General features: G+C 70.4%; 13 protein-coding genes and 1 tRNA gene. 6 read left to right on the top strand and 8 right to left on the bottom strand.

The window, feature by feature from the left end; translation table 11 throughout:
* The first annotated feature begins 259 nt into the window (after nt 1–259).
* Nucleotides 260–1,549, top strand: a complete 1,290-nt coding sequence (locus tag ABZ070_RS25145) for a cyclopropane-fatty-acyl-phospholipid synthase family protein (protein WP_356637562.1) — start codon at nt 260–262, stop codon at nt 1,547–1,549.
* Between the two features lie 85 nt (nt 1,550–1,634).
* On the opposite strand, the gene ABZ070_RS25140 is transcribed toward ABZ070_RS25145, so the two are convergent.
* Nucleotides 1,635–4,172: an FtsX-like permease family protein gene (locus ABZ070_RS25140; RefSeq protein WP_356637560.1), complete on the bottom strand. Its 2,538-nt coding sequence runs from the start codon at nt 4,170–4,172 to the stop codon at nt 1,635–1,637.
* 211 nt (nt 4,173–4,383) lie between these two features.
* Nucleotides 4,384–5,154 carry an ABC transporter ATP-binding protein gene (locus tag ABZ070_RS25135; RefSeq protein ID WP_356637558.1) on the bottom strand — a complete coding sequence of 257 codons (771 nt, stop codon included), beginning with the start codon at nt 5,152–5,154 and terminating at the stop codon, nt 4,384–4,386.
* Nucleotides 5,155–5,518: 364 nt separating this feature from the next.
* Between ABZ070_RS25135 and ABZ070_RS25130 the strand changes: the two genes are divergently transcribed.
* Nucleotides 5,519–5,600, top strand: a tRNA-Leu gene (locus ABZ070_RS25130).
* A 104-nt stretch (nt 5,601–5,704) separates the two neighbouring features.
* Here the strand turns inward: ABZ070_RS25130 and ABZ070_RS25125 are convergent.
* Nucleotides 5,705–9,328 (bottom strand): RICIN domain-containing protein, encoded by a 3,624-nt coding sequence (locus ABZ070_RS25125; RefSeq protein ID WP_356637556.1) that lies wholly within the window; start codon nt 9,326–9,328, stop codon nt 5,705–5,707.
* A gap of 336 nt (nt 9,329–9,664) precedes the next feature.
* On the opposite strand from ABZ070_RS25125, the gene ABZ070_RS25120 reads away from it, so the two are divergent.
* Nucleotides 9,665–10,537 carry a Bax inhibitor-1/YccA family protein gene (locus tag ABZ070_RS25120; RefSeq protein ID WP_356637554.1) on the top strand — a complete coding sequence of 291 codons (873 nt, stop codon included), beginning with the start codon at nt 9,665–9,667 and terminating at the stop codon, nt 10,535–10,537.
* 89 nt (nt 10,538–10,626) lie between these two features.
* On the opposite strand, the gene ABZ070_RS25115 is transcribed toward ABZ070_RS25120, so the two are convergent.
* On the bottom strand, nt 10,627–10,857 hold the full coding sequence (locus ABZ070_RS25115) for a DUF4287 domain-containing protein (RefSeq protein WP_356637552.1): 231 nt from the start codon (nt 10,855–10,857) through the stop codon (nt 10,627–10,629).
* Nucleotides 10,858–10,956: 99 nt separating this feature from the next.
* Here ABZ070_RS25115 and ABZ070_RS25110 point away from each other — a divergent pair, with 99 nt between their 5' ends.
* The gene (locus ABZ070_RS25110; protein WP_356637550.1) at nt 10,957–11,283 is read left to right on the top strand and encodes a hypothetical protein; all 327 of its coding nucleotides are present in this window, start codon (nt 10,957–10,959) and stop codon (nt 11,281–11,283) included.
* Between the two features lie 88 nt (nt 11,284–11,371).
* On the opposite strand, the gene ABZ070_RS25105 is transcribed toward ABZ070_RS25110, so the two are convergent.
* The 3 genes from ABZ070_RS25105 to ABZ070_RS25095 all read right to left on the bottom strand — a co-directional run bounded on the left by ABZ070_RS25105 (nt 11,372) and on the right by ABZ070_RS25095 (nt 15,063).
* Entirely contained in the window at nt 11,372–12,220 is an 849-nt protein-coding gene (locus ABZ070_RS25105) for a hypothetical protein (RefSeq protein ID WP_356637566.1), read from the bottom strand.
* Nucleotides 12,221–12,595: 375 nt separating this feature from the next.
* Nucleotides 12,596–13,816 carry an acetyl-CoA C-acetyltransferase gene (locus ABZ070_RS25100; protein ID WP_356637548.1) on the bottom strand — a complete coding sequence of 407 codons (1,221 nt, stop codon included), beginning with the start codon at nt 13,814–13,816 and terminating at the stop codon, nt 12,596–12,598.
* A 236-nt stretch (nt 13,817–14,052) separates the two neighbouring features.
* Nucleotides 14,053–15,063, bottom strand: coding sequence for an SGNH/GDSL hydrolase family protein (locus ABZ070_RS25095; RefSeq protein ID WP_356637564.1), 1,011 nt, complete (start codon nt 15,061–15,063; stop codon nt 14,053–14,055).
* 181 nt (nt 15,064–15,244) lie between these two features.
* Here ABZ070_RS25095 and ABZ070_RS25090 point away from each other — a divergent pair, with 181 nt between their 5' ends.
* Nucleotides 15,245–16,630, top strand: a complete 1,386-nt coding sequence (locus ABZ070_RS25090) for a cystathionine beta-synthase (protein ID WP_356637546.1) — start codon at nt 15,245–15,247, stop codon at nt 16,628–16,630.
* Between the two features lie 398 nt (nt 16,631–17,028).
* On the opposite strand, the gene ABZ070_RS25085 is transcribed toward ABZ070_RS25090, so the two are convergent.
* The gene (locus tag ABZ070_RS25085) at nt 17,029–17,445 is read right to left on the bottom strand and encodes a hypothetical protein (protein ID WP_356637544.1); all 417 of its coding nucleotides are present in this window, start codon (nt 17,443–17,445) and stop codon (nt 17,029–17,031) included.
* A gap of 165 nt (nt 17,446–17,610) precedes the next feature.
* Between ABZ070_RS25085 and ABZ070_RS25080 the strand changes: the two genes are divergently transcribed.
* A complete protein-coding gene (locus ABZ070_RS25080) occupies nt 17,611–18,006 on the top strand; it encodes a glyoxalase (RefSeq protein WP_356637542.1) in 396 nt (131 codons plus the stop codon).
* The last annotated feature ends 409 nt before the right edge of the window (nt 18,007–18,415 follow it).

Genomic DNA, 18,415 nt, shown 5'->3' with positions numbered 1-18,415 from the left:
GTTCCCGCGTTCCCGCGTTCCCGCGTTCCCGCGTTCCCGCGTTCCCGCGTTCCCGCGTTCCCGCGTTCCCGCGCTCCGCGGGCGCCCCGCCGGCCGGTGGCTGCCTCCGACCAGGTGTCATCTCCGGCCATTTTGCCTGTGCGTTGTGCAGTGCGGGGAAGCACACACGGTGCTCGCATTGTTGAGGGAAGTGCACCGGGCACCCCGTCTCCGGGGTCGCCGGGCGTTCGTGGGAACCACCGTCACGGAGGTGTGCGCCATGGCCGATGCCGCGTTGCGGCTGACCACTCTTGCCGAGGAACTGCTGGGAGACCCGCTCCCCGTACGCATCCGCGCCTGGGACGGCAGCGAATCCGGGCCGCCGGGCGCGCCCACCCTCGTCGTACGCCACCGGCGCGCCCTGCGGCGCCTGTTGTGGCGTCCGGGCGAGCTGGGGCTCGCGCGGGCCTGGGTCGCCGGGGAGATCGACATCGACGGCGATCTGTACGAGGCCCTGGGCCTGCTCGCCGGCCTGGTCTGGGAGCGCGGCTCCGACCGGAAGAGTGCTGCCCACCCCGCGCTCGACCCGAGGCTGCGGGCCGCTGCCCGCGGACTGCTGAAGCTCGGCGGACCGCTGCCGCCCCCGCCCCCGCCCGTGGAAGAGCTACGGCGCCGCACCGGCCCGCTGCACACCAGGCGGCGCGACAAGGAGGCCATCAGCCACCACTACGACGTCGGCAACGACTTCTACGAACTGGTGCTCGGCCCGTCCATGGTCTACTCGTGCGCCTACTGGGACGAGGCGGGCACCCTCGAGGGCGCGCAGCGCGACAAACTGGACCTGATCTGCCGCAAGCTCGAGCTGAAGGAGGGCGACCGGCTCCTCGACGTGGGCTGCGGCTGGGGCTCCATGGCCATCCACGCCGCTCGTGAGTACGGCGCCCAGGTCACCGGCGTGACTCTCTCCCGCGAGCAGGCCGCGTACGCCCGCAAGCGCATCGCGGACGAGGGCCTCACCGACCGGGTCGAGATCCGCGTCCAGGACTACCGGGATGTCAAGGACGGCCCGTACGACGCCATTTCGTCCATCGGTATGGCCGAGCACGTCGGGCGGGTCCGCTACCGCGAGTACGCCGACCAGCTGTTCTCCCTCCTCCGGCCCGGCGGCCGGCTGCTCAACCACCAGATCGCCCGCCGCCCCGAGAAGGACGAATCCGCCTACCGCGTCGACGAGTTCATCGATCGGTACGTCTTCCCCGACGGCGAACTGGCGCCCGTCGGGCGTACCGTCGCGACCCTGGAGCAGGCGGGCTTCGAGGTCCGCGACGTCCACGCCATCCGCGAGCACTACGCCCGCACCCTGCGTGCCTGGGTCGACAATCTCGAGAGAGCGTGGCCGCAGGCGGCGCGGTGCGCATCGGCCGGCCGCGCCCGGGTGTGGCGGCTCTACATGGCGGCGTCGGCCGTCTCGTTCGAGCGCAACAGGATCGGTGTCAACCAGATCCTCGCGGTGAGGACCCCGGAGAGCGGCAACTCCGGAGTGCCGCTGCGCAACCGCGACTGGCGCTGAGGGACTGGCGCTGAGGGACGGGCGACAAAAAGGCCGGTGGCCGTGTGCACAGCACACGGCCACCGGGCCTTCCCTCGAGGAGCCGCTACTCCGTCTTGATCGCCGTCAGCATGTTGAGCTTCGCCGCGCTCCGCGCCGGCCACATCGCGGCCAGCACACCGACGACACCGGCCAGCAGCAGGAAGATCCCGATCCGGTCCCACGGCATGACGAGCACATAGCCGGGGATCTCCTTGCGGATCGTCTCGCCGATCGCCCAGGCGAGGAAGGAGCCGAGCCCGATGCCGACCACCGCGCCGAAGACCGAGATCACCACGGCCTCCAGACGGATCATCCGCTTCACCTTGCCGCGGTCCAGACCGATCGCCCGCAGCATGCCGATCTCCTGCTGACGCTCGAAGACGGACATCGCCAGGGTGTTGATGACGCCGAGCACCGCGATGATCAGAGCCATCGCCAGCAGCCCGTACATGATGTTCAGCGCGGTGTTGATGAAGCCGCCGAACATGTTCCGGATGTCCTGCTGGTCCATCACGCTCATCGCCGGGTTGTCGCCCAGCGCATCGATCAGCGCCTGCTCGTTCGCCTCCGTCGCGCCGCCGTCCATCTTCACCCAGACCTCGGGGATGTACGGCTTCGGTTCGAAGGGGGCGACGACGTCGGTGGAGACCAGGATCGGGGAGAGGAACTCGTTGCCCTTGTAGACAGCACCGACCGTCAGGTTCCTGGTCTTCTTCTTGCCCTCCTCGCCGAACTCGGCGGGCAGGGTGTCACCCGTCTTCCAGCCGTTCGACTTGGCGGTCTTGTCGTCGACGGCGATCTGCCCCTTGCCGAGCGTGGCGAGCGAGCCGGAGACCGTCTTCAGGTCGAAGACCTGCTCCACGTCGCCCGGGGTGACCGCCGACGCCGAGTGCCACTCCCCCTTGATCTCCATCGAGGAGGCCTGCTGCGGCGAGACGGCGCTGATGCCCTTCGCCTTCTCGATCGCGTCGAGCGCCGACTTGTCCAGCGCGCCGCCGCCGGCCATCGAGACCATGTAGTCGGCCCTGATGTTGTCCGTGGTCATCTGGTCCACGGCCCGGCCCATCGTGGCGCCGAGCACCGAGATCCCGGTGACCAGGGTGAGCCCGATCGCCAGCGCGGAGGCGGTGGCACCCGTCCGGCGCGGATTGCGCACCGCGTTCTGCCCGGCGAGCTTGCCCGACACCCCGAAGACGCCCTGCAGCAGCGGCCGGACCAGTGCGATCACCGGGCGGGACAGCAGCGGAATCAGGATGATGATGCCGACCAGCGCCAGGAACGCGCCGCCGCCGATGATCATCCGGCCGTCCGAGCCGGCCGCCGCACCTGCGACGATCGTGGCCGCACCGAGCAGCGTGATCACGCCGCCGATGGTGTTCCGCAGCACCAGGGACTTGGTGGTGGCCACCGCGTGCACGCTGCTCATCGCCGCCACCGGCGCGATCTTCGCGGCCCGGCGGGCGGGCAGCCACGCGGCCAGCACCGTGATGAACACACCGACACCCAGGGCCGCGGCGACCGCGGTGAGGGAGACGACCAGCGGACCCGCGGGGACCTTCGCACCGAAGGTGCTCATCGCCGACCGCAGACCGGTGGCCAGACCGAGGCCCAGCAGGAATCCGACCACCGACGCGAGTGCCCCGACGACCAGCGCCTCGAGGATCACGGAGCGCTTGACCTGCCGGCGGGACGCGCCGACGGCTCGCAGCAGAGCCAGCTCCCTGGTGCGCTGGGCGACCAGCATGGTGAAGGTGTTGGCGATCAGGAAGATGCCGACGAAGAGGGCGATGGCCGCGAACGCGAGCAGCATCGTGTTCATGTTCGACAGACCGCTCTCGATCTGCCGGGCCTGGTCGTCCGCCAGCTCCTTGCCGGTCTGCGCCTCGGCGTCCTTGGGGAGCAGCGGCTTCACGGCGGCGAGGATCTTGCTGTCGGAGGTGCCGGACTCGGCGGTGACCGTGACGTCCTTGAAGTATCCGGGCTGCAGATACAGCTTCTGGGCGACCGTGGTGTCGAAGAGGACCAGGCTGCCGCCCGCGTTGACCGCGCCGTCCTCGGTGGTGAAGACACCGGCGAGGGTGTACTCCTTCACCGGACCGTTGGTGGCCACCCGCACGGTGTCGCCGACCTTGTACTCGCCCTTGGCGGCCGAGTCCTTGTCGAGGGCGATCTCGTCGCCCTCACGCGGTCCCGAGCCGTCGGTGAACGTGTACGCCACGTCCTTGCCGTCCTTGCCGGGGGCGAAGTTGGCGCCGGTGTTGGACCAGCCGTTGCCGATCAGCTTGCCGTCCTGGTCGGCGACGCCGGCGAAGCCGGAGACCCGGCCGGTGGCTCCGGCGACGCCGTCGACGGCCCGGATCTTCTCCAGGGTCTTCTCGTCGATGCCGGCGTCCTTCGCGCCGTCGGCGGGGTCGGCGTAGGTCGTCACGGCGACCGCGACGTTGTCGTAGCTCTTGGCCGACTGCTTGCGGTAGGCGTTGCCGAGGGTGTCGGTGAAGACCAGCGTGCCGGAGACGAAGGCCACGCCGAGCATCACGGCGAGGACGGTCATCAGCAGCCTGGCCTTGTGCGCGAGCACATTGCGCAGGGCGGTACGGAACATGTGGGTGTCCTGGGAGTGGGCGCCGGGCGCCGGGGCCGAGCCGTGCGGGCTCGCCCGGGGCCGGGCGGTACAGGGAAGGTCTGAGGGGCGGCGGGGCGCCGGCGCACGTGGTCGCACGAGGCGCCGGGCGGGGGCCGCGGGCGGGGCCGAGGCGGTCTGCGGAAGCGTTCGGACTTCGAACCGGGGCGGGCGGGGCGGCGGCCCCGTGGCGTCAGCTCGTACGGCCCTTGGCGTCGAACGCCTTCATACGGTCGAGGACGCCATCTGCGGTGGGGCTCAGCATCTCGTCGACGATCGCGCCGTCCGCGAGGAAGACGACCCGGTCCGCGTAGGAGGCGGCGACCGGGTCGTGCGTCACCATGACCACGGTCTGGCCGAGCTCGCGCACCGAGTTGCGCAGGAAGCCGAGCACCTCGGCGCCGGAGCGGGAGTCCAGGTTTCCGGTCGGCTCGTCACCGAAGATGATCTCCGGCCGGGAGGCGAGGGCGCGGGCGACGGCCACGCGCTGCTGCTGGCCGCCGGAGAGCTGGGTCGGCCGGTGGCCGAGCCGGTCGCGCAGCCCCACCATGTCGATGACCCGCTGCAGCCACTCCTTGTCGGGCTTGCGGCCGGCGATGTCCATGGGGAGGGTGATGTTCTCCAGGGCGGTCAGGGTCGGCAGCAGGTTGAAGGCCTGGAAGATGAAACCGATCTTGTCGCGGCGGAGCTGCGTCAGCTGCTTGTCCTTGAGGCTGCCGAGTTCCGTGTCGCCGAGGCGCACGGAGCCGGAGCTGAACGTGTCCAGGCCGGCGACGCAGTGCATCAGCGTCGACTTGCCGGAGCCGGACGGGCCCATGATCGCGGTGAACTCGGCCTGCCGGAAGTCGACGCTCACGTGGTTCAGCGCGACCACCTGGGTCTCGCCCTGTCCGTACACCTTGGACAGGTCCGTGGCGCGGGCCGCCACTGCGGTGGCCCGGTGAGCGATGGGGGTGGTGGTCACGAGGAGAGCTCCTGTCGGAAGTGCTGTGGGCGACTCTCCCATCCTGTCCGCGTCAAGGCCGCGGATCGTCAGTCCCGATGCCCGTTCCTGGGGCCCTCTTGGGTCGGACCGGGCGCCACGTCCCTCCTCCTTTGGGATGACGGCGCCCCCGAGGGCGGCATGGGGGAGCGGAGGGCGCTTTTCCGTCATTCCCGGGTGTCCCAGGCAGGGGCCGCAGGCGGTAGCAGGCGGGCACGAATACTCCACTACCTGGCCTGACACACCCTCAGGCGCCAATAAAATAAGACAAGATCGGGCCATCGTCCCGATGGCGAGGCGATCAACACCGATAGGCTCAGGTGCCAACGCGGAGCCCTCACACCTCGCCCGGGTGGTGGAATGCAGACACGGCGAGCTTAAACCTCGCTGCCCCTCGGGGCGTGCCGGTTCAAGTCCGGCTCCGGGCACATATGCCCGGCCGCCCCAGGCCGGTGCCGGCCGGGTTGCCGCAGCTGCCGAGGGGCCCCTGCCGCCCAACGGCGACAGGGGCCCCTCGGCCTGTGAGCTCCTGTCAGGCGCCCTTGGCGCGCCAGCGCTGTGAGGCCGCACCCGTGTCGGTGACCTGGACCACCGGCCCCGCGGCCGTGGCCGCCAGGGACAGGCCGCTGTGCTTGGCCTTGATCGTCAGCGCCCCGGAGTCGTTGGTCACGACCCAGTTCTGGTTCGGCGTGCCCGTGCAGGTGTACTGGACCACCTGCGCCCCGCTGGTCGTGGAGCTGCTCGCCACATCGGCGCACAGCCCGCTGCCGGCGTTCTTCAGTTGGTAGGAACCGTCGTCGTTGCGGGTGACGTTCCACTTCTGCGTCGGTGAGGCGGACGGCTCGCCGACCTTCAGCCCACCCGCGTTCGTGTCACCGGGCGCCTCGAGCAGCAGCCCGGACTCGGTGCCGTTGGCCAGTGCGTACTGCCCGTCGGGGAGGGGCGCGGGCGCGATCTCCTCGTGCCCGACGCTCATCGCGAAGACGTGGACGGTGCCGTTGTTCGGCAGGGTGACCGCGGCCACCTGCTTCGCCGGGTCGATGCGGACGGTCTTCGTGTAGAGGCGGTAGTCGACGGTGGGGTAGGCCGGCCCGGACTGCGTGTTCTTGCCCTTGGTGCTGACGGCGGTCTTCGCGCCGTACTTGTCCGCCGGCAGGCAGCACCAGTTGGGGAAGCCGAGGGTCGCCTCGGTGGTGGAGCCGTCGGTGTAGTGCACGGTCACCTTGCCGTCGGCCGTGCCGCTCGTGCCCGTGCCGAGGAAGGCCAGGGCGTTGCCCTTCTCCGTTCCGGTGACCTTGATGCTCTGGCCCTTGCCGGTCGCGTTGTCGGGCGTGCCCGGCTCGGCGTCGGGCCAGGTGAAGGTGAATCCGTTCGCCGAGACCGTGGCGCCCGGCGAGACACCCGCCTCCGCCAGCCGCTCGGCGATGAAACTGGAACCGCCGCCGTCGAGGTTGCCCGCCTGCGGCGCGGCCTCCCGGGTGACACCGACGTTGTCGGCGGCCGCCTCGACCGAGGCGTGCGCCAGCGTGGTGCCGGTCCGCGACCCGACGGCGTACGCGGCGTTCCGGGTGGCGTACGAGGAGGAGGCGCTGAGCTCGAACGTGCCGGGTTCGGCGTCCTTCGGCGCGGTCACGGTGAACCGTGCGGTGAAGGTCTTCCCGCTCTCCAGCTCTTCGGCCGTCGTGGGCCCGTCTGCCTGCACGGTCCAGCCCTCGGGCGCCGTGACCGCCGTGCCGGTCACCTTCACCGGCTTGCCCGTGCTGTTCGTGAACGATGTCGTCACCTGCTGCGGCTCGCCGATCGAGGCGATCGCCGGGGCGCTCGCGTCCAGCCGGACGTCCCGGTCCTCGGGGTGCTTGCCACCGACGGAGGCCGCCCCGGTGATGCGGACCTTCAGCGCGGCAGCGGTCGGCGCCTCGGCCGTCTTCACGTGGACGACGCCGGTCCCGGCGTCGTAGTACCAGCCGGACTCCGCCGCTTCGAGCCGCGCCGCCGAAGCCGCCTTCGTCAGGCGCTTCCCCTCCACCGTCACGCCGGAAGGACGGTCGTCGGTGTGCACGGTCAGGCCGTAGCGCCGCTCGGTGGGCTTGCCCTCGTACGTCCCCTTCAGCGCGCCGACGGTGATGTCGACGGTGCCGGACCGACGTGCCCCAGGAGCGCTCACGTCGATCTTCTGGGTCGCCGAGGCACCGTCCGCGTGGGCACGGGTGCGGCCGTCGTCCTCGTAGAGGGTGAAGGACGACCGGCTCTGCGGGTAGATGTCGAGGTCGAGCCGGCCCGCGTCCTTGCCCTGCTTCCAGTCCGTGGTGCCCTCCGGGAACATCGGCACCACCGCGCCCGCCCGGACGAACAGCGGCAGAGTGTCCAGCGGGGCCTGGTAGCCGTCGATGGTCTGCTTGCCTTCGTAGACCCGGCCGGTCCAGTAGTCGACCCAGCGGCCCTCGGGCAGGTAGATGCCGTCACGCACGGTGCTGTCCTCGTAGACCGGGGCGACCAGGAAGTCGTCACCGGCGAGGAACTCGTACTTCGCCTTGTCACCCCACGTGGCCGGGTCGCTCGGGTAGTTCAGGTAGAGCGGGCGGGTCGGGCCGACGCCGTTTGCGGACGCGTTCGCGCTGTGGGTGTAGAAGTACGGCAGCAGCCGCTCGTGGAGCAGCATGTACTTCTTGTTGATGGCCGTGTACGGCTCGCCGTAGCGCCACGGCTGCTTGTCGCTCGCCGCCCAGCCGCTCATCGAGTAGGTCATCGGCAGCAGCATCTTCCACTGCAGATCACGCACGTAGGTCTCGGCGCTGCCGCCGAAGATGCCGTCGATGTCGCCCGTGGTCATGTGCTGACCCGACATGGTGGAGCCGGCGTACGTGGGGATCTGCCAGCGGATGTAGTCCCAGCTGCCGGACTGGTCGCCGCTCCACATCGCGCCGCACCGCTGGGTGCCCGCCCAGCCCTCGATGGTCATCACGGTGGCGCGGTCCGCGCTGTGCTGCTCGATGCCGCTCTGCGACTTCTCGCAGGCGTCGAGGGCGAAGCGGTAGCCGGGGCCCACCCAGGCGACGTCGGTCTTGCGCACCCGAACGCCCGCACCGACCTCCGACTCCTGCTCGGTCAGGTCGGACTCGGTCCACAGACCGAGCTCACCGCCGTTCCCGTGCAGCATGTCGCCGGTTTTCGCGAGGTCCTCGTAGCCGCAGCCGTAGCCGTCGTTGACGAGCATCCAGCCGAGCGGCATGCCGTGCTCCGCATAGCCGTCCGCGACCTTCGTGGCGTCCCGGAGCGTCTTGCGCTCCCCGCGGTTGGCGTTGTGCAGGTAGCAGTCGGCATCGCCGACCTCCAGCGCGTACATCGGCATCATGGCGGGACGGCCGGTCAGCTCGGTGTAGTCGGCGATGACCTGCTTGGCGTCGCCGACGAAGTAGTACGCGTCGAACCGCTGCTCGTCGTGCGTGGTGCGCACCGGGGATCGGAAGTCGTACCGGCCCGGCGCGAAGGTGTTGCGCAGCACGCCGTAGCCCTGGCTGGAGACGTAGAACGGGACGGCGTTGGGGTTGCCGCCGTCGTTCCAGTTGTAGTCCCGGTCGATGTCGATCGACTGGTCGCGGTGGCTGAACCGGCCGTTCTGCATGCCGCCGCCGAAGAACTGCTCCTTGGCGCCCTGAGCCAGCGACTGCACGGTCCCCTCCTCGGACCATGCGAGCGGTGCGCTCTCGCGCCACAGTTCCCTGCCGTCCTCGTCGGCGAGCTTGAGGGTGAGCGGGGACTTGGAGACGGTCAGCGTCGCCTCGTCGGTGCGGATGACATAAGCCTCGCGGCTCTCGGCATACGTCGAGCCCGCGCCCTTGTAGTCGCGTTTCACGACGATGTCCGCGTCGGGGGCCTTCGGGTCCGAAGGGTCGTCGTTGGCGGGGTCGGTGAAACGGCCGTCGGGCGCCAGGTGGACCCGGAACAGGCCGTCGTCCTGGAAGCTGATGCGCAGCTTCGCCTGCCCCGAGGACACGGTGTAGTCGTCGCCGTCCGCCGCGAAGCCGGTGACGTCACCGAGCCTCTCGGCGGCGGACGCGTCGTCCGCCGGTGTGGCGGCGCCTGCGGTCGTTATCGACGCCCCCATGAGGACCGTCGCCAGGACCGAGACGCAGAGTCTCGCTCGCCGGTGGTTCATGAACACGCTCCGGGAGTACGCGGAAGGGGATTGCTGCGCATCCAAGCCGGTGGAGTGCTCACGGGTCAACACTCAGGATGCAATGTGTTGCTTGAATCTGCCCCGGAAGGCGCAAGAAAGAGCAAAGCTGGAGGTGGAGGCCGAGACCCCGACCGGCCCGCGCGCCCCGGCCGGGTGCGGTACCGGCCCCGGCAACGCCGGGAAGCTTCCGTCCGGGCCCGCCTGCGCGCCGAGGCAACGATCTCGGAAAGATCCTCCCCGAGCACTAGGGCGATTCCTTTGCTTGCGCATTACTCTTGACTTCTAGGCCGCGCACGGTGGCCAAGGAGGAGTGAGATGAGGAGCAGCAACCCGGTCTTCTCGCGACGGGGGTTCAGCCGCGACAACGGCTACGCGGGCTTCAACGCGCAGCAGCCGCAGGCCGGGGGCCCCGCTGTCGCGACGAACCCGTACGCACAGGGCACCGGCAACCCGTACGCCACCAACCCGTACGCTCCGGCGGACACCCAGCACGGCGCCCCCGCGCAGGTCCGCACGGACGTCATGACGATGGACGACGTCGTCGCGCGTACCGCCATGACGCTCGGCACCGTCGTCGTCGGTGCCGTCCTCGCGTGGACGGTCCTGCCGGTCTCGCCCACCAGCTATGGGATCGCCGTCGGCTCGGCCCTCGTGGCCTTCGTCCTCGCGATCGTCCAGTCCTTCAAGCGCAAGGCGTCCCCGGCGCTGATCCTGAGCTACGCGGCCTTCGAGGGCATCTTCCTCGGCGTGATCAGCGAGATGTTCAACAGCCGCTGGGACGGCGCGCCCTTCCAGGCGGTGCTCGGCACCATGGCCGTCACCGGCGCCATGCTGTTCGTGTACAAGCAGCGCTGGATCCGGGTCACCGCGCGTTATGCCCGTATCGGCATGACCATCGCGATCGCCTTCATCGCCGTCCTGGCGGTGAACCTGCTCCTCGTGGTCTTCGGCGTCGCCGACGACGGCGGGCTGCGCAGCTTCGGGCCGATCGGCGCGATCGTCGGCATCCTGGCCATCCTGATCGGCTGCTTCTTCCTCACTCTCAACTTCAAGGAGATCGAGGACGGCATCACCTACGGCGCGCCCCGCCAGGAGTCGTGGCTGGCGGCCTTCGGCCTCACGGTGACGCTGGTGTGGATCTACCTGGAGATGCTGCGTCTGGTGGCGATCTTCAGCGGCGACGACTAGTCGGCCGCGGCGGTCGGGCCGACCGACCGCACGAAGGGCCCGCAGGCACTGCCTGCGGGCCCTTCCGTCGTGTGCGGCACCTGAAGCGTCTAGAGAAGCTTGCGCGCGGCGCGCCTCAGGTCGTACTCGTGGATGATCGCTTTCGCATGGCCGTACGCGAGGTTGTGTTCGCCGCGGAGCCAGCTGACCTTCTCCTCGAAGCGGAAGAGAGACGGCCCTTCGTCGACGGTGCGGAGCCAGTCGGAGATCTCACGACCGGTGCACTCGGGGATTCGGGAGAGCAGATTTCGGTGGGTCTCTTCGGAGAAGACTTGGGACATCGGCGCCTCCGGACGCATTGCGCGTTTCGCTCTTCACGCCACCGTGCCTGAGCGTGCGCGTATTGGCAACAGTCCCGGGAGGGCGCGTAGGGTCGCGGCGTGCTTGATACGACCGAACTGACCGCCGTGGCGGACCGCTTTGCGGACCGTCTGCGGGCCGCGCCGCAGAGCCGGCTGCAGCAGGGCGCCGCTGCGGAGGGACTGGCCCTGGCCAGGGAACTGGCGGCCATGGCACAGCAGATCGAGGAGCCGGCGGGCGAGCCGAGGGTCATGCCGGACGCGGGGGTGTTCGCGGCCGCGGACCAACTGATGGTGGCGGCGCACGATTTGGCCGAAGCGCTTCGATCGGCGGAGCCGGCGCGGTCACGCGAGCTCGACGAGGCGGTGGCGCTGGTCCGCGCGGCGAGCGTGCGGTCGGGCCTCTAGAGCCGGCCGCACGTGCGCGGGGCCCGGATCGCGGTCCGTCCGCGCCCGTGGGAGGCGCGGGCCGTCCGGGCGCGGGCCCCGTCCGGGCTCAGTGGGAGGCGATCACGCGGTCCGCGAGGATGTACACACTCTCCTGGCCGCAGGAGAACGTCAGGGCGTACGCACCGGACACCCCGGATCCGCCCAGCAGTACCGGCGCGTTGCCCGCGCGCAGCGCGTCCGCGAGGCGCTCGGCGGTCTCCCGGTGGCCCGGGGTCATGCACAGTGTGGTGCCGTCGGTGAAGACGTAGACGTCCAGCGTGCCCAGCGGGCCGGGACGTACGTCCGCCAGCTCGGTGGCGGTGTCGGCCAGTTCCTCGAGCTTGGCCACCGTGCGCTCATGGTCGGTGACGACCGGCGTCTGGACCGGCACGAAGTCGGGGTGGGAGGGGTGGCGGCGGCGGGCCGCGGCCAGCTCGGGGGAGTCCTCGGCGAACTCGGTCACCTCGGGCAGGTCCGCCATGTCGTCGAGACCCTCCACCGCGTCCAGATCCATCGACTCGAGGCCCACGAAGTCGGCCTGGCGCGGGACGTAGAACGGCGGGATCTCCTCGCCGACGCCGGACAGCCCGCCCAGCACGGAACCGGCGCCGTCGCCGGAGAAACGGGCGGAGGCGTCGGCCGCGTCGCGGGCTTCCTGCGCGGCCCAGAAGGCGCGCGCCTCGGCCAGCTCCCGCTCGCGCTCCTCGGCGAGCGCCTCGGCGACGGCCGCGCGTATCTCGGCGGCGTCACCGCTGCGGGCATGGGGCACGGACGCGGTACGGGCGGCGAGCCCGGACGCCGTGGCGAGCTCGCTGCGCAGGGCCGTGACCTGCTTACGGAGCCCGTGGGCGGCGTGCAGGGCAGCGGCGCCCACGGCCGTGGCGGCGGCCGTGGTCAGCAGCAGGGCAAGAGACATGGCGCTCACTGACTTACTCCCGGTTTCAATCGGATCCCCCCGACTTCTACATCAGCTTGCGATGGACCCGCGCCTCCTGTCAGTGCATTACGTCACGAAATGGACAGGACTTTGGGCCTCATGTTCGGCAGTGGAGCCGCCGTGACCTGCAAAAAGGGTTCTCCCCCAGGAGATAGGTCACATCCTGGGGGAGATTCAGTCACGAACTGAGATCCGGAGCGGGCCCACACGCCTGTGCCGGCCGCTCCTGCGCGGCTCAGCCGAGCCGCTCGATCCTGGTGGTCGCGCTCAGTCCTGTGGTCGCGCTCGGCTTCGCTACCGCTGCGGGCAGGTGCCGCCTTGGTTCCTCAGGCGACCCCTACCCTCCGCTCCAGCTCAGCTGAGCCGCTCGATCACCATCGCCATACCCTGGCCGCCGCCCACGCACATCGTCTCGAGACCGAACTGCTTGTCGTGGAACTGGAGGCTGTTGATCAGCGTGCCGGTGATGCGCGCGCCCGTCATGCCGAAGGGGTGACCGACCGCGATCGCGCCGCCGTTGACGTTGACCTTGTCCAGGTCGAAGCCGAGGTCGCGGTAGGACGGGATCACCTGTGCGGCGAAGGCCTCGTTGATCTCGACGAGGTCGATGTCGGACGTGGTCAGCCCGGCCCGCTTGAGCGCCTGCTTGGACGCCTCGACCGGGCCGAGGCCCATGATCTCGGGGGAGAGGCCGGAGACACCGGTGGAGACGATCCGGGCCAGCGGCGTCATGCCGAGCTCGCGGGCCTTGGTGTCGCTCATGATCACGAGCGCGGCGGCACCGTCGTTGAGCGGGCAGCAGTTGCCGGCCGTGACCAGGCCGTCGGGGCGGAAGACCGGCTTCAGGCCCTGCACGCCCTCGAGGGTCACACCGGCGCGCGGACCGTCGTCCGTGCTGACGACCGTGCCGTCCGGGGTGGTGACCGGAGTGATCTCGCGCGCCCAGAAGCCGTTCTTGATGGCCTCCTCCGCGAGGTTCTGCGAACGCACGGCGAACTCGTCCATGTCCTGGCGCGTGACGCCCTTGAGGCGGGCGAGGTTCTCCGCGGTCTGGCCCATCGCGATGTAGGCGTCCGGGACCAGGCCGTCCTCGCGCGGGTCGTGCCAGGTGGAACCCTCGGACTCGGCGACGGCGGCGGTGCGGGCCTCGGCCTCGGCGAAGAAGGGGTTGTGCGTGTCCGGCAGGCTGTCGGAGTTGCCCTTCACGAAGCGGGACACCAGCTCGACGCCCGCCGAGATGAAGACGTCGCCCTCGCCGGCCTTGATGGCGTGCATGGCCATGCGGGAGGTCTGCAGCGACGAGGAGCAGTAGCGGGTGACGGTACATCCGGGGAGGTGGTCCATCCCCATCTGGACGGCCACGATGCGGCCCAGGTTGTTGCCCTGTTCGCCGCCGGGGAGGCCGCAGCCGAGCATCAGGTCGTCGATGTCACGCGGGTCGAGCTCGGGCACCTTGGCGAGCGCGGCCTTGATGATCTCGGCGGTCAGGTCGTCGGGACGGACCTCCTTGAGCGAGCCCTTGAAGGCCCGGCCGATCGGGGAACGGGCGGCAGAGACGATCACGGCTTCGGGCATCACGGCTCCATGAGGGGAAGACGGAAGGGCTGGTTGGGAAGTTACCGGTACGTACCGCGTGGGTCACTGTGCGGATGGTGTGATGCGGGCCTCTTTTCTAAGCGGTCGCTTGCTTATGCCCCTGTGGGTGGTGCTCCTCCCCACGCCGCCCTTGCCCGAAACCGGGTACCGCCCGGCGCCCGTACCGCCCGCTGAGCCGGGCCCGGTGGCAGAGCCCCCGGACCCGGGCCCCCGCCTCAGCCGCTCGCCCTGCGCCCCTCCGCAGGCTCGGTGTCCGGCACGGACGGAGGCGTGGCCTCCGGGGCGGGGAGGCGCCGGCGCCGGCGGTGCTTGAGGAGCGCCCACGGTGCGCGTGCGCCCGTGACCTCCGTGCCCGCCTCCGACGCGGCCGTCGCCGCGGCCCGGGCGACCGGCAGCATGTCTTCGTCCCGGTCCGGGTCCAGGGCATCGCTCTCCGGCCACAGGCCCAGCACCGCGCACAGCGTCGGCAGCATGGCCATCACCGCCGTCGCGTAGCCCTCCGCCGACGGGTGGTAGTTGTCCACCCCGAACATCTCGCGCGGGTTCGCCGCGAACTCGGGACCGAGCAGGTCGCCGAGCGAGACCGTGCGCCCGCCCTGTTCCACGGCCACGATCGTCTGCGCCGCCGCGAGCTGGCGGCTCACCCGGCGCGCCAGCCAGCGCAGCGGCTGGTAGACCGGCTCGATCGTCCCGAGGTCCGGGCAGGTGCCGACGACCACCTCGGCTCCCGCCGTGCGCAGCCTGCGCACCGCGGAGGCGAGGTAGCGCACGGACTGTGTGGGCGGCATCCGGTGGGTGACGTCGTTCGCGCCGATCATGATCACGCAGACGTCCGGCGTGCGCGTACGGTCGGCGAGCAGCTGCGTCACCTGTCGCTCCAGGTCGTCCGACTGCGCCCCCGGGAGTGCGACGTTGCGGACCTCGACCGGCCGCTCCGCCACCGCGGCCAGGCCGGAGGCGAGCAGAGCTCCGGGTGTCTGGCCCGCCCGGCGCACGCCTTGGCCGGCCGCGGTGGAGTCGCCCAGGACGCCGAGGTGCAGGGGGTTGTCACGGCCGAAGGCCAGCCCGTAGAGCCCGTCGCCCCGTGGCGGGATGGGGGCCCTGCCCCCGCCGACGGTGCGTTTGGCCAGTTGGACCTCCGCCAGGACCAGACCGACAGCCGCCGCTCCCAGCAGCCCGATGCTGCCTCCGCCGTACGCCGCGCCTGCCGCGATACGCCGCGCCACCCTCGCCCTCGACACAGTCCGAGCCACCTCCTCGCAGCCCGCGGGGCCGCAGCCGCCGCGGCCGCAGCCCTCGCAGGCCTTGTTGCCGTACATGACCTAACTGCCCCGTAGCGACCGTCGTCCAATCCCACGTTCGGCCGCTTACGCTGGGCGCACCATCACGGAGACCCCGGAGAACATTGTGCGTATCCACAACTCGATGATCAGTCTTGTCGGCGACACCCCGCTGGTGAAGCTGAACAGCGTGACCGCAGGCGTTTCTGCGACCGTCCTCGCCAAGGTGGAGTACTTCAACCCGGGCGGGTCGGTCAAGGACCGGATCGCCCTGCGGATGATCGAGGCGGCGGAGGAGAGCGGCGCCCTGCAGCCCGGCGGCACCATCGTCGAGCCGACGAGTGGCAACACCGGCGTAGGACTTGCGATCGTGGCCCAGCAGAAGGGCTACAAGTGCATCTTCGTCTGCCCGGACAAGGTGTCCACGGACAAGATCAATGTGCTGCGCGCGTACGGCGCCGAGGTCGTCGTGTGCCCCACGGCCGTCGACCCCGAGCACCCGGACTCGTACTACAACGTCTCCGACCGCCTGGTGCGCGAGACGCCGGGCGCGTGGAAGCCGGACCAGTACTCCAACCCCAACAACCCGCGCTCGCACTACGAGACCACCGGGCCGGAGCTGTGGGAGCAGACGGACGGGCGGATCACGCACTTCGTCGCGGGCGTCGGCACCGGCGGCACGATCTCCGGCACCGGTCGCTATCTGAAGGAAGTCAGCGACGGCAAGGTCAAGATCATCGGCGCGGACCCCGAGGGCTCCGTGTACTCGGGCGGTTCCGGCCGCCCGTACCTCGTCGAGGGCGTCGGTGAGGACTTCTGGCCCTCCGCCTACGACCGGACCGTGACGGACGAGATCGTCGCCGTTTCCGACAAGGACTCCTTCCAGATGACGCGCCGCCTCGCCAAGGAGGAGGGCCTGCTGGTCGGCGGCTCCTGCGGCATGGCCGTCGTCGCGGCCCTGCGCGTCGCGGAGCGGCTGGGACCCGACGACATCGTGGTCGTGCTGCTGCCGGACAGCGGCCGCGGGTACCTGAGCAAGATCTTCAACGACGAGTGGATGGCCGACTACGGCTTCCTGGCGGGCGAGGGTGCCGCGTGCGTCGGCGACGTGCTCCGCGACAAGGAGGCCGGCGGCATCCCGAGCCTGGTGCACATGCACCCGGAGGAGACGGTCGGTCAGGCCATCGAGGTGCTCCGGGAGTACGGCGTCTCCCAGATGCCCATCGTGAAGCCGGGCGCCGGCCACCCGGACGTGATGGCCGCGGAGGTCATCGGCTCCGTCGTCGAACGCGAGCTGCTCGACGCGCTGTTCACACAGAGCGCGTCCCTGGGCGACCCGCTGGAGAAGCACATGTCCGCGCCGCTGCCGCAGGTCGGCTCCGGCGAGCCGGTCGGCGACCTGATGTCGGTGCTCGGCGGCGCGGACGCGGCGATCGTGCTGGTCGAAGGCAAGCCGACGGGTGTGGTGAGCCGTCAGGACCTGCTGGCGTTCCTTGCCAAGGGCAGCAAGTAGTCCGTCTCGGACGCCGTTTCGTGCAATCGGCACGAGCGCGTCATGTACGCGCAGCACCCGCTTAACACGCGTCCGGCACAGTGGTTGATGTCGGCGGGGGGACCGGGCAGGTAACCCGGCCGGCATCAGCGGCGGCGTCATGAGGACTTCCGGAGCGGCTCCCGGACCTCCAGGACGCCCCGGACGCGGACAACCGGTCCTGACCCGGCCCGTGTCGCTCGCGGGGACCGCTGTCGTCCCGGCCCCCGGCCCTTGGCCGGGGGTGCGGCGGTCCCCGCGTACCACTTCTGCGCCCGAACCACGTCCCGCCTTGACCGCTCCCGCCTTGACCCCGTCACGCCTGAACCGCGTTGCACCCGCTCTCGCGGGGCGGCGGAATCACGGGGAGCCGGCCTCCGTCACTCGTCCCACTCGGAACCGGCGGATCGGGTCTTGCGCTGCCAGGGCCAGGCATGCGCGACGTGGGCCACGTTCACACCGACGATCCCGAGCCAGGTCACGATCAGGCCCGGCAGGCCGGCGTTGGCCACGCCGATCGCGGAGAGCGGGATCGCCAGGATCATCGTGATGATGCCGAAGCCGAAGCGCTCGCCGAAGGTGTCCCCGGACTGCTGCGGGCGGGGGCCGCGGGCGACCGTCATCTGCTGTTCGGCGAGCCGGCGCCTGACCCGGCGGTCGACGGTGGTGTCGAGCCGTTCCTCGACCTTCGCCAGGAACGACTCGACGAGTGCGGACTCGTACTCCTCGCCCAGGTCGCGGCGGGCGTGGAGGGTGGCGTCGAGCTCCTTCTTGAGCTCGGGGTCGCGGGCTTCCATGGCACAGAAACTACGGCCTGCCGGACGCGGCGTCAGTGGGGGTATCCCCCCTCTTTCTGCGGGGCCAGCAGGAAGAGGATCTTCCTCGGCAACAGCCGGTGCGGCCTCCCGGCGCCGTGCGAGCATGTGCCCACGTACGCAGCCGAACACATGGGGGAAGAGTCGATGAGCGTTGATGTCACCGCGGGCCACCACTTCGGCGGACTGCACCACGTCCAACTGGCCGTCCCGCCCGGAGGGGAGGACCGGTGCCGCCGCTTCTGGGGGGACGTGCTCGGCATGACCGAGCTGCGGAAGCCGCCGGTGCTCGCCGCCCGAGGCGGATGCTGGTTCCGCGGCGGCGACCTCGAGGTTCACCTCGGTGTCGAACGGGACTTCGCGCCTGCCCGCAAGGCCCACCCGGGGATCCTGGTCCGCTCCCTCGGGAGCCTTGCCGCGCGTCTGGAGGAGTGCGGCCACGAGGTGACATGGGACGGCGAATTCCCCGGGCACGACCGCTTCTACACACGCGACCCGTTCGGCAACCGGCTGGAATTCCTGGAGCCGCACCCGGCGTCCTGAGCCGCGGCCCGTGTTCAATACGGGCATGCACGCGTCAATGTGAACGATTTGTGTGGTCTCTCGTGGGGTCTCGATCACAATGTCGCCACAAGGTCTTCATTCTTGATCATCCGACTCATAGCTTGCCCCTGCATGGCATGTTCAGGACGAGCGATGGGGTGGGTCGTGAGGATGAGGTGGGGGCGCCGAGATCGTGGCGCGGAGAGCAGACGACGCCGTTGGCTCGTCCCGGCCGTGGCAGCCGCGGTGGCGATGAGCGCGCTGCCGGCGGTGGGCGCGGAGCCCTTCGCACGGGCGGTCGCCGACGAGGCGACCGCGGGGCAGGACGAGGGGCGGAGGGCTCTCGCGGAGGCGAAGAGGTCGGGTGAGCGGGTCGAGGTGGCGGGGGAGCGGTCGGAGCGTACGACTG

Source organism: Streptomyces sp. NPDC006283 (assembly GCF_040613325.1).
Lineage (GTDB): Bacteria > Actinomycetota > Actinomycetes > Streptomycetales > Streptomycetaceae > Streptomyces.
This window is presented reverse-complemented; position numbering and strand designations above follow the sequence as displayed.

Excerpts from the sequence above, each read along its gene's own strand:
- ABZ070_RS25085 (WP_356637544.1), bottom strand. The coding sequence starts at position 17,445 with ATGGAAGCCCGCGACCCCGAGCTCAAGAAGGAGCTCGACGCCACCCTC.
- ABZ070_RS25120 (WP_356637554.1), top strand. The coding sequence starts at position 9,665 with ATGAGGAGCAGCAACCCGGTCTTCTCGCGACGGGGGTTCAGCCGCGAC.
- ABZ070_RS25105 (WP_356637566.1), bottom strand. The coding sequence starts at position 12,220 with ATGTCTCTTGCCCTGCTGCTGACCACGGCCGCCGCCACGGCCGTGGGC.
- ABZ070_RS25080 (WP_356637542.1), top strand. The coding sequence starts at position 17,611 with ATGAGCGTTGATGTCACCGCGGGCCACCACTTCGGCGGACTGCACCAC.
- ABZ070_RS25140 (WP_356637560.1), bottom strand. The coding sequence starts at position 4,172 with ATGTTCCGTACCGCCCTGCGCAATGTGCTCGCGCACAAGGCCAGGCTG.
- ABZ070_RS25145 (WP_356637562.1), top strand. The coding sequence starts at position 260 with ATGGCCGATGCCGCGTTGCGGCTGACCACTCTTGCCGAGGAACTGCTG.
- ABZ070_RS25115 (WP_356637552.1), bottom strand. The coding sequence starts at position 10,857 with ATGTCCCAAGTCTTCTCCGAAGAGACCCACCGAAATCTGCTCTCCCGA.
- ABZ070_RS25125 (WP_356637556.1), bottom strand. The coding sequence starts at position 9,328 with ATGAACCACCGGCGAGCGAGACTCTGCGTCTCGGTCCTGGCGACGGTC.
- ABZ070_RS25100 (WP_356637548.1), bottom strand. The coding sequence starts at position 13,816 with ATGCCCGAAGCCGTGATCGTCTCTGCCGCCCGTTCCCCGATCGGCCGG.